Genomic DNA, 11989 nt, shown 5'->3' on the forward strand with positions numbered 1-11989 from the left:
TCCGTGTGTTTAAACGTTGTGAATCCATACGAAACGTAAAGGTAGGGAATGGTCTTGACCATTCCGCGTAACCCCCGTTGCCTGACCCGTGCAGCCGTTTGCTTATCAGGCGGATTGATGCGTGCTGTTGCGGAACGGTCAAGACCGTTCCCTACAATTTGCCCAATGTGCTTGACCGTTTTTGCCCTGTGTTTTCACGTTTGATAAATACCATTACAGATTAATTATGAACATTGTGTAAGGGTAGGGAATGGTCTTGACCATTCCGCGTAACCCCGTGCCATGTGTTTAAACGTTGTGAATCCATACGAAACGTAAGGGTAGGGAATGGTCTTGACCATTCCGCGTAACTCCCGTAACCCCGTTCACCCTTATGTCTCATGCGCCCATATTGTAAAACGCCGGAATTGTCTGCTTTTGGCGGCACAATTCCGGCGCTTCTTTTACTGTTTTGCTGCTTGTAAAAAGGAAACAAATAACGGATGCGGCCGATTGGGACGCGACTTAAATTCGGGATGGTACTGCACCCCCACAAACCAGGGATGCTGCTGCCGATCCAATTCAACCACCTCCACCAAACGCATATCCGGCGAAGTACCTGCAATCTGCAGTCCGGCTTCCTGCAGCGACTGGCGGTAAAGATTGTTGAATTCATACCGATGGCGATGCCGTTCCGAAATATCAGCCTTGCCATAGGCGGAATAGCTGATGCTGTCTTCTTGCAGACGGCAGGGGTAGGCTCCCAAACGCATGGTGCCGCCTTTATCCGTCAGATTTTTCTGCTCCGGCATCAAGTCGAGTACGGGATGGGTTGTTTTGTCTCCCCGTTCCTCGTCAAATTCCGAGGAAGAAGCATCCTGCCAGCCCAACCGCCGGCGGGCAAAAGCCATGACCCCAACCTGCATGCCGAGACAAAGGCCAAAATAAGGGATTTTTTCCCGCATGGCATATTGGGCGGCTGCGATCATCCCTTCAATGCCGCGCCAGCCGAAACCGCCCGGGACCAGAATACCGTTACAGCCCGCCAGATACTCCGCCTGGTTTTGTTCGTTTAACTCTTCCGCATTGATCCAGCGCACCTTTACATGCACATTATTGGCGATAGCGGCATGATGCAGGGCTTCGATCACAGACAAATAGGCATCGTGCAAACTGACATACTTCCCCACCAGAGCAATTTCCACGGTTTTCCCGGCGGGACGGTTGATTTTTGCCGTCAAAGCATCCCAGTCTGCGATATCGAGAGGGCGTGATGGCAGCTGTAAATGCGCCAAGACCAGATCATCCAAATGCTGATCGGCCAGATGACGTGGAATCTCATAAATACTATCCATGTCTTTACAGAGGATTACCGCTGCTTTTTCAACATCGCAGAACAGAGCGAGCTTTTCTTTCATCTCGTTGGTCATTTCATAGGCGGAACGGCAGACCAGAATATCCGGCTGAATGCCGATCCCGCGCAGTTCTTTGACACTGTGCTGGGTCGGTTTGGTTTTCAGTTCGCAGGTTTTGTCTAAATAAGGCAGCAGCGTGACATGAATAAAAAGCACATTGCTGCGGCCATAAGTGCTGCGCATTTGCCGGATGGCTTCCAAAAAAGGCAGGCTTTCGATATCCCCCACCGTGCCGCCGATTTCGGTGATCACCACATCGGCCTGATTCCAGGCAGCCGCCGCCAGAATGCGCTGTTTGATTTCGTTGGTGATATGCGGGATGACCTGCACGGTTTCCCCCAAATAATCGCCACGACGTTCTTTTTGGATAACCGCGTGGTAAACCTGTCCGCTGGTAAAATTATTGGCTCTGCTCAAAATTTCATCGGTGAAACGCTCATAATGTCCCAAATCCAGATCGGTTTCCGCTCCGTCTTCGGTGACGAAGACTTCGCCGTGTTGGTTTGGGCTCATGGTACCGGGGTCGATATTGATATAGGGATCGAATTTTTGCAGTGTGACACGAATGCCTCTGCTTTTCAGTAATGTACCCAAAGCGGCTGCGGTAATTCCTTTACCCAGACTGGAAACAACACCGCCTGTGATGAAGATAAATTTAGTCATTTGCCATTCCTCCTAAAAACTGCAGTCGGAGGGAACAAAACAGAAAAAGACTGACCTTGGGAAGGTCAGTCTCTTCAGCACCTTTTTCAAGCGCCCTTTATATCATAGCAAAAATCAACCTGTTGTCAAGTATTTTGTTATCAAAGCCGCCAAAAAATTTTAGAATTCCGGTGGCTCGATGATTTCGCCTTCCTCTTCTTCTTCGTCTTCGTCGTTATCCGCTTCGTCATCCCAGATATAGTCTTCGGCTTTGGGCTGATAATGCTTCTCGGAGGGCAGCAGATCGGGGTCGTGCTTTTTCGGCGCTTCCCCCTTCCAATCGCGCAGGCCCCAGAGACCGTTCCCTTTGAAGGAAAAGCGGGAATCCAGATTGAGGGCGGTATAAATACGCGACATCGCACGGGCTGTATCCGCTGTTGAAATTCCTTTGACAGCAATGACCTGAGCCATCAGCTCACGGCTGGTCATCGTGACGCCGTTTTGCAGCAGCTGAAAGGCTATATCCGTTTCGCTTAGGTTTTTATTGGGATTTTTAGCTGACATGTCCAACACCTCTCGAGTTAATCAGATCTGTTTTGAATTTGTAACTGCACCAATATACCGTATTCGAGAGCGGAACGCAATAGTAAAATACCAGAAAATGTGAATTAATTTTAGAGAATTTTGAATAAAAAATAACAGGCTTTGCTGAAAACATTGGATCCGGATCAATGTTTTGGCAAAGCCTGTCTTGTCCCGAAAATCAGTTGTTTTTGTTCGGCCGGACTAAACGCCTTTTTTCCTGAGTTGGATCAGCATATCGGCGGTCATGCTGGCCAAATCATACTTCGGAGCCCAGCCCCAATCCGCTCTGGCGACACTGTCGTCAATGCTGTTCGGCCAGGAATCGGCGATGGCCTGGCGAATGGGATCGACATCATAAGACATCTTGAATTCCGGGATGTGTTTGCGGATTTCGGCAGCGATCTGCTCCGGTTCGAAGGACATCGCCGTAATGTTATAGGCATTGCGATGGGTCAATTTGGCGGGATCCGCCTCGATCAGGGTCATGATGCCATTCAAGGCATCGGGCATATACATCATATCCATATAAGTGCCGGCTCCGATATAACTGACATAAGCTTTTTTGCGCAGGGCTTCGTAATAAATATCCACGGCATAGTCCGTTGTGCCGCCGCCGGGCAGAGCCGCATAGGAAATGAGGCCGGGAAAGCGCACGCCGCGGGTATCCACGCCGTATTTTTTAGCATAATAATCGCAAAGCAATTCGCCGGCTACCTTGGTCACGCCGTACATGGTGGTGGGACGTTGGATGGTATCCTGCGGGGTTTTGTCGGGCGGGGTGCCGGGGCCAAAAGCGGCGATCGAACTGGGCGTGAAGACGGCGCAGCCGGTTTCTCTGGCCAATTCCAGGACGTTGAATAAACCGCCCAAGTTGATCTGGAACGCTAAGGTCGGTTTCTTCTCGGCAACGGCAGACAAGAGAGCGGCGAGATGGATGATCTGGTTGACGCCGTATTTTTTGACGACTTCAGCCATGCGGGCCGTATCGAGCACATCGATTTTTTCGTAAGGTCCGTTTGCCAAAGCAGGCGTGGCGCTGTCATGCAAGTCGCTGCCGACGACATTGTCAGTGCCGTAACGTTCGCGCAGCGCCAGGACCAATTCGGTTCCGATTTGTCCCAAGGAACCGGTAACAAGAATTTTTTTCTGAGACATGATAATAACCCCTTTCTATTTTTACCGGTCATTCCCGGTAGGATCACAACGCTACATCCGCGTCGGCGCCGGAATCCCCAGCAAGCCGAGACTGCGCTTTAAAATACGGCGATAGGCATCCACCAAACCCAAACGGAAGCCGCGAATCTCGGCGCTCCCGGCATTCATCACCGGAGTTGTTTCATAGAAAGCCATAAAGCTGGAGGCCAGTTGATAAACATACTCCGTCATCGCGGAGGGAGCCAGCTCTTCCGCCGCTTTGGCAATGGCGTCCGGCAGTTCGTTCATCCATTTAATCAGCTGCTTTTCCGGCTCGCTTAAAGAAAAACCGGCGGGTATTGTATAGGAAGGTTCCGCTCCCTGGCCGCGGGCGCGTTCCAGGATATTATTGGCTCTGGCATGCGCATACTGCAGATAGGGGCCGGTATTGCCCTGCATATTCAGCGCTTCGGCAAAATCGAAGACAATAATCGAGTTCATATTGTAACGGATCATATAATAGCGGATGGCTGCGACGGCAATCTGCTGACCCAGCCGGCGATTTTCCTGCTCGCTTTGCTCGGGATGGCGCCTGGCTACTTCTTCCGTTGCCTTGGCGATGACGCGGTCTACCAGATCATCGGCTTTTACCCCGATGCCCTTGCGGCCCGCCATAGCGTAAACATCTTTTTCCGCGCCGGCCTCCACATTGACCCCCAGCTCCCCGGCAGCCGCAGCAGACAAGGCGACGACTTCATAACCAAAATGGATCGAATTTTCTGCTTCCTTGACGAAGCCCAATTTGTGCAGTGAAACGCGCAAGACATCCTGCAGATATTTCTGCCGGATATCAATCACATTGATCACACGATCGGCATGCCCGTAAAGGCTGCTGCTGCTGCCATGGTAAGTATCGCTGGTGACCAATACCTGACCGTTTTGCTGCACGAGATAGGGCCGATAAAGGAAATCCAAGCCCAGGATACCGAATTTCCACATCTGATTGGCGATATCCTTTGCCACATAAGTTGCCGTGCCATTGGAGCGGACCAGCACTTTGTCGGGGTTCTCCAGATTGCGGAACCCTTCCACATCATCCAACTTGACCACCCAGCAGCCGGCATTGGGGCCGCTCGTTTCATGCACCAGACCGCCGTTGCCTTGCAGATGAGCAAAAGCATGCTGCCAGAAGCCCAGATGCAGAATGTCGCTTTCCCAGGTGAGCAGGTCGTAGAAAATATCGAAGCGGGCCATGGTGCGCAGATGACAATTGACGATGCGGGCGGCGATTTCCTTTGCCCCGGCGGCAATGGCGTTGCCGCCGCTTTCGATGGCATGTAAAATTTCCCGCTGACGTTCCTTCAACTCCGGACGGGTCAGATAAAGCTCATTGATGTCCGTATAAAGATCCCAGCAAAAATAATCGAAGCTTTCTTTCGTTTCATCCCATTGACGATTCAGCACTTCCATGCCGACAACGATATCCGCCACGGCGGTGCCGGTATCATCAATATAATTCTGCACCTCCACCTGGTAACCATCGGCTCGTAAGAGACGGGCTAAGGTATCACCCAGACAGGAATTGCGCAAATGACCGATATGCGCCGCTTTATTGGGATTGATATTGGTATGCTCAATCACAATTTTACCCTTGGAGGACGCGGCGGGTTCGCCTGTCTTTGCTTTTACCGCGGCATCGAGTAATTTTTGCGCCAGATAATTGTAATCGTAGCGCAGATTCAGATAACCGGGCGGGGTAACGGAAACCTCCCCGATTTCGGGCGGCAGCAGCGGTTTGAGCGCGGCAGCCAGAGCGTGGGCGATATCCAAAGGTTTGCGGCGCAGGGTTTTGGCCAGCTTTAAGCAAACCGGCGTGGACAAATCGCCGAAAGCGGGGTTCGGCGCGCTGTCCCAGGCAATCTCTTCCGGCTGCACTTCTGTGTTGAGCCCGTTATGCAAAGCGGTGGCAGTGAATTCGCGAAGCAGCGTTAGATTCATTGTATCACTTCCGTCTCGTAGTATTTGATCGGATCGGTCTGTTCGGCAGGGCTGTTGGTTTCGCTCCGCAGAGCAAGCAGACCTTGCCGCAGCAAACTGGGACCAGAAACAGTTTTAGTATAGCACAACCGCCCGGCATTGTCATGGAAACACCAGAAAATTGCAGTAAGTACAAGAAATATCGCAAAGCAGCTGCCTGGTTAAGCCAAAAAACTTGAGTATGGCAGAAAATGGTCTTGAGCATTCCGCCGTAAAGTACATGGTTCATTCCGCCGCGGTGCGAATCGCCTTAGCCATTCCGCCGTTTGTAAGCGACTGTTTTGCTGCTTTGCCCATTTTTTAAGCCATGCGGCCGTCACCTGGAGTGAACGTTCGCCGGCGGTTAAATTCATTTTGCGGTGATTGCAGCTGGCTCTGTCGCCGGTTCTCCCTGCCAAATCTTACTGCAGCCGTTGGAATGTTACAAACAGATTTCTGACAGCCGATTTCGGCGTTTTGCTTTACGATTTTGTTACAACTTTCGCAAAACGCTTGCGAAAGTTGGCAAGCACTGTTATACTGACGGCAGATATCGGATACGGAGGTTACGATTTACGAACGAATGCAAACAACTTTGGTCAAACCAGGCAAGTGCATTCAAAGGTCGAGTTCGAAACGTTTCTTCTCTTCTGATAAAGACCCTCAAAAAAGGAGGGTCAAACACACAAAAGAATTTAAAGGAGGAAAAAACTCGTGAAGAAGTTTTTATCCGTATTATTGACCATTGCGATGGTTATGTCCTTGTTCACCGGCACCGTATTGGCTGTGCCCGCAAATCCCAGCATGACTACATTCACTATTACTGCTGGAACTGCAAGCAAGGAATTCAAACTTGACGGCTGGGCTGCTTCTACCGAAAAAGTAGATTATACGATTTTTTCGACAAGAACCGGTAGTGGCCCCTATGTTTATGCAACGGCTGATGCAGTGCAAGCCGAAACTGGAATCACTGTTGGTACTGATGATAGCATTACGATTAACACCAGTAATCTTCTAACCACCACTCCTAATACTGTTTTTTATTTGGTAATCACCAAAGCTGATAACACTATTCATGAAGTTGTAATTAATGTCCGGTACACACTGACCATCAACGGCAGCACTACTGCTCCTAAATTGAACTTAAATGAAAGCACCACTCTTACCGGCACACTAATGAATAACGGAGTTGCTGTTAAGAACACGGTTATTTCATTCAAATCTGGTGCTACAGTTTTGGGGTTAACCACAACTGGCCCTGACGGGAGCTTTAACATGGTTGTAACTGTCACCGCTGCAGCTGCTTATGACATTTGTGTCGGGCCGATTACTACTCCACCAACTGAGGTACCTTATTATACTGCTAGTTTCAATGTTGTAGAAAACATTGATGTTGCAGTAACTACGAAACCCGCTACTTTGCGCTCTGGTACCAATAATGCTGTTTTTACTTTCACCCCTAAGACCGATACAACCGCTTTAACAGGTGATTTAACGGACCATAATTTAGTGAACGTCACAACTCCTGATGGTTATGTCTTTACCGGAAGATTCACTACTTCTCCGTATACAGTTACCATTGCGGATTTGAGGACTGGGACCACCCCAACATTAAAAGCTGGGACTTATAAAGTTGATGTTGTCTTATATCTTAATAGCGTAGCAGCGGAAACATTGATATCTGAATCTTCAACTTATAAGCCGTATGCTTCCGGCACCAATACATTTACAATCGTAGATAATACAAATGAACTTTATGTTGATGCATCTGTTGATCATGATAATAATGTAACGACTCCTGCAAAAACTTCTAACTTACCTGTACAAGTTGCAGCGCAAAATGAAGTTTTATCTTTCACCGCTCCTGGTGCAAAATTAATTAAAAGTGTTACCTATACGATTGCTGGGCCTTTGAAAGCAACTGTGACCAACACTAAAACTCTTGCTGGTACTCTTGCAGATCCTTTTGTAGCCACCCTTGCAGTTACACCAAAATCCTTTGTTATTATCGGTGAAGGTGTTGTCACTATTTCCGGTACTGTAACCTATTCCACTGATACAACAGATACATTTACTAAAACGTTCTCTGTAAAAGGATATAATGCAGAGTATCTACCTGCCGTTATCGGCAGCGTAGGCCAAGAAGTCGAACTTAAGGTCACCGTTACAAATGAAGCTGGCGCTCCTGTAAATAATGCTATTGTTACTTGGGCAGCACATGCATATAATCTGCCTACAACTCCTCCAGTAACTCCTGCTTTTAAAGTTTGGGATACTACTTTAGACCCAGATGCTTATGGTGCTCCTACGGATACAACTTATGTAAGCGGCCAAACGACACTCATTCAAAATGGTGTTTATTCTGCGAAAGTTAAGCTCCTTGCTCCTGCTGAGATTTTCATTACTGTAACTGGTAATGATGGTGGTGCATTCCTTGCTTCCTATACCACTCAAAGAGTAACCGGTTCCCCTGTTTATACTGTAGCTGCTCCTGCTGATCTCGTTGCAGCAAAACCTGCTCAAACTCTCTCCTTACAAATGAAAAATGCTGACGGTGTTATCGTAGCACCTGATTATGCTTACATTGAAGACCTGAATAATCTTGTAGGTGGCAATAAGGAATTTGCTCCAGCTCTCACTCCTGCAAATCCTGTTACCTATGATACTGTTAAGAAAGCCGCTACCTTTACGTTAACTACTGCTGCTAAGACAGGTACTTTTACTGTGTACCTTGGAACCGATTTAGGTAACAAGATGGTAGCTGTTCCTGTTAATGTTGTCTCTCCTGCTGTTACAGTAACTGTTAATGGACTTGTAAGCAAAACAGTCACCGCTGGTAAATTAGATACCATCGAACTAACCTTTGCTGACAAGACTTCAGCTATCGTGATTCAAACTATTACCGCAGCTGACTATAAAGATGCTGTTTGCGCAGCTCCTGTTATCTCAACTGTTGTAAGCGGTGTTGGCACTGTTAAAATGAACACTCAATTAGTTGGTACTAAGAAGACAGGAACCGTTGATTTGTATGCCACCTTTAATGCTGGTGCTGCTGTAAAAGTCGCTACCATCACTGTTTTACCGCCGGTACTAGACCTTGGTGGTGTTACAGAACTTCAAATTTCCGATGGAATTGATCTCAACTTGACCTTTACCGACGCTAATGGTGTTGCAATAAAAGATCAAGTGATTACTCCGAGCGGAGCTGTATTAGTTGGCACAACCGTTAAGACCGATGTAGACGGCAAAGCAGTTCTGACACTTTCACCGAACACTGTCGGTAACTTAACTTTAACCGCAACTGGTTTCGTATCCTCTAATACTCCTGCTGACTTCTCTGTTGCTATTCCTGTCGTTCGCGATACCAAAGGTCCAGTATTCACGATGGATGCGGTTTATACTGTCTCAACGCTTCCTGCGGTCATCTCTTTTGATGTAACCGATGGCAGCAAAGTTTCCGAAGTATGGGTAGGTTATGAAAAAGCAATGGTTCGTCCGGATGGTTCTGTGATCTTCACAGTATCCAACCTCAGCGTTGGCGAGAATACATTCGACGTTCTGGCCTATGACATTTACGGCAATGCGTCTGAAGCTGTTCTGACCATCGAATACCTCAAACCTGCCACTGTTGTTCTGACCATTGGTTCCTTAGATGCAACCAAAGACGGCGCTGCGATGACCGGTATGGATCAGGCTCCCGTTATTGTTAACGGCCGCACCTTCCTTCCTGTCCGCTTCGTCTTCGAAAGCCTGCTCAACGGCACGGTTTCCTGGAACCAAGCAACCCAGACAGTCACTTCTTTTGTAAGAGGCAATACCATTCAAATGGTTATCGGTTCCAAGATCGCAGTTGTGAATGGCGTGGATGTTTCCTTACTGGAAGCTCCTTATGTTGCAGCTGCCACCAATCGCACCTTAGTTCCGATGAGAGAAATTATGGAAGCCATTGGCGTTACCCTCGACTGGAATGCAGTAACTCAAACTGTTACCTTAGTGATTCCTCAGTAATAACAAGGTCCAGCGTCTGAAGTTGTTTCACTCCTAGCGTGAGCTGATAACAAAACAGCGCCCCCGGAATGCTCTTTGTGAGTGTGCCGGGGGCGCTTTCTTGCTGATTTCATCCTGCAGTGACGCTAAACTTCAAGAAAATCATTTGCAATTGCCGGACAAGTTCGCTATAATAGGTATGCGATGAGAGAAAGAATGGGGTGGTGCAAATGGCGATTGCAGTAATTTTAGCGGCGGGGTATGGTACACGTATGGGCGGTTTAATGCCAAAACAGTTTTGGCCGATCGAAGGGCGCACTGTCCTGGAACATACGGTGGAAGCGTTTCTGCAGCATCCCGGTATCACAGAAGTTGCTTTGGTGGTGCCGCAGGCACAGCTGCAATGGGTCCAGATGCTCTTTGCCGAAGTCCCGAAAGTCAAGAAAATCTTGGCCGGCGGCGCAACGCGCAGCGAATCCAGCCTAATTGCCGTGCGGGCTTATGCCGATCAACCGGATGGTTGGCTTCTCTTTCATGACGGAGCGAGACCCTTAGTCACGGCAGAGACGATTACCGCTGCGATTGATGCGGCAGCAAATTATGAAGCGGTAACGGCCGCCATCCCCAGTGTCGATACAATTTTAGTCAGTAATGTAAACGGCAGCGAAATTGACACTATCCCAGAGCGGCGTTTGATGTACCGTTGTCAGACACCTCAAGCGTTCCGTCAGCGGGTGATTGCCAAAGCTTATGAATTGGCAGCGAAAGACAACAGTCAGTCTGCCAGCGATGATTGCGGCGTGATCCGAAAATACCTGCCGGAAGTAAAGATTGGCATCATACCGGGCAGCGAGGAGAATATCAAGCTGACTTTCGCCAGGGATATGGAGTTTTTGGCGGAGCAATTTAAAAAGCAATAGAGTATCAATCGTTAGACAAATCGTTGTATCAATCGTTGTATTAATAATTATATAAATAATTGTATCAATAGTTATAGTAACAATTATATCAATAATATAAATAATTAGACAAATCGTTGTAATAACGTAAAAGGTCATCCGAAACGCTTGCGTCAGCCGTTTCGGATGACCTTTTTAGTCGCAGGAGGAGCAATGGGCAATTCGATCAGGAGCATAGGGAAGAACCAGGCAGAATGGTCTTGACCATTCCGCGTCACCCATAAGCATAAGCATATCAAGCTGACTTATGCGATGCGTTGCGGAACAGTCAAGACTGTTCCCTACAATTGCCCAATGTGTTTTATCGATTGTTCTATGTATTTTGATGGTTCTGCCCAATGTGTTTTATCGATTGCTCCATGTATTTTGGCGGTTTTGCCCAATGTGCTTCATCGGGCTGCTTACATATTATGGCGATTCTGCCCTATGTGCTTCATCGGGCTGCCTTCTTCTTTGACAGGCATCGGGCGCGTTCTCTCCTGCCGGTTGATGGCTTATTTCTTCCAAGGGTGTAATAATTTCTGTTCGATGGGGAAATGGCAGTAATTTCGTATTTAATGAAATAGTCATGGCAAATTGCCTGCGTACGTGCTAAAATAGCAGTCATAAGGGAGGCGGGTATGATGAATTGGCTGGAAATAGCAAAAGCGGCGCTCTTGGGGCTTGTGCAGGGTATTACGGAATGGCTGCCGGTCAGCAGCACCGGTCATATGATTTTATTGGACGAGTTGATGCATTTGAATGTGTCGGCGGCATTTATGAATATGTTTTTAGTGGTCGTACAGCTGGGTTCGGTTTTGGCTGTGATCGTTCTCTATTTTAATCGGCTCAATCCTTTTGCCGGGAGCAAATCCAAACGCGAGCGCAAAGAGACAATCGAGTTATGGAAGAAGGTTTTCGTGGCTTCCGTTCCGGCTGGCATCATTGGCTTTTTATTGAATGATTGGGTAGAAGCGAAGCTCAGCGGCTATCTGACGGTGGCGATTATGCTGATCGTCTACGGTGTGCTGTTTCTTGTTTTGGAGCGGCGCAACAAATCGCGGCAGGCGAAGATTCGTAAAATGGATCGTTTCAGTTATGCTACCGCTGCCAAAATGGGCGTCTTTCAGGTTCTGGCGTTGATTCCCGGCACGTCCCGTTCCGGAGCGACTATTTTAGGCGGGATGCTGCTGGGCGCTTCCCGCACCATTGCCGCGGAGTTTTCTTTCTTTATGGCTATTCCGGTCATGCTGGGTGCCAGTCTGTTGCGAATCCTGAAATTCGGGTTTTTGC

The 11989-nt window shown here is 48.3% G+C and carries 7 protein-coding genes; 3 read left to right on the forward strand and 4 right to left on the reverse strand.

The genetic code is table 11. The features are described 5' to 3' along the window. Positions 1 to 443 precede the first annotated feature (443 nt). From LLG09_07745 to LLG09_07760, 4 genes are all read right to left on the reverse strand, one after another. The gene (locus LLG09_07745; GenBank protein ID MCE5197002.1) at positions 444 to 2057 is read right to left on the reverse strand and encodes a CTP synthase; all 1614 of its coding nucleotides are present in this window, start codon (positions 2055 to 2057) and stop codon (positions 444 to 446) included. A gap of 159 nt (positions 2058 to 2216) precedes the next feature. Then, positions 2217 to 2600: a DNA-directed RNA polymerase subunit delta gene (gene rpoE, locus LLG09_07750; GenBank protein MCE5197003.1), complete on the reverse strand. Its 384-nt coding sequence runs from the start codon at positions 2598 to 2600 to the stop codon at positions 2217 to 2219. A gap of 222 nt (positions 2601 to 2822) precedes the next feature. Further along, on the reverse strand, positions 2823 to 3776 hold the full coding sequence (locus LLG09_07755; GenBank protein ID MCE5197004.1) for an L-threonine 3-dehydrogenase: 954 nt from the start codon (positions 3774 to 3776) through the stop codon (positions 2823 to 2825). Positions 3777 to 3827: 51 nt separating this feature from the next. Then, positions 3828 to 5753, reverse strand: a complete 1926-nt coding sequence (locus LLG09_07760; protein MCE5197005.1) for an arginine--tRNA ligase — start codon at positions 5751 to 5753, stop codon at positions 3828 to 3830. Between the two features lie 732 nt (positions 5754 to 6485). Here LLG09_07760 and LLG09_07765 point away from each other — a divergent pair. The 3 genes from LLG09_07765 to LLG09_07775 form a co-directional block, all read left to right on the forward strand. Then, positions 6486 to 9779: a copper amine oxidase N-terminal domain-containing protein gene (locus LLG09_07765; GenBank protein MCE5197006.1), complete on the forward strand. Its 3294-nt coding sequence runs from the start codon at positions 6486 to 6488 to the stop codon at positions 9777 to 9779. A 209-nt stretch (positions 9780 to 9988) separates the two neighbouring features. Beyond that, complete coding sequence (locus tag LLG09_07770; protein ID MCE5197007.1) at positions 9989 to 10678, forward strand: 2-C-methyl-D-erythritol 4-phosphate cytidylyltransferase; 690 nt, start codon at positions 9989 to 9991, stop codon at positions 10676 to 10678. 662 nt (positions 10679 to 11340) lie between these two features. Next, positions 11341 to 11989: undecaprenyl-diphosphate phosphatase (locus LLG09_07775; protein MCE5197008.1), on the forward strand; the 649-nt coding region annotated here is incomplete at its 3' end.

This window comes from Negativicutes bacterium (genome assembly GCA_021372785.1).
Taxonomy (GTDB): Bacteria; Bacillota; JAAYKD01; order JAAYKD01; family JAAYKD01; genus JAJFTT01.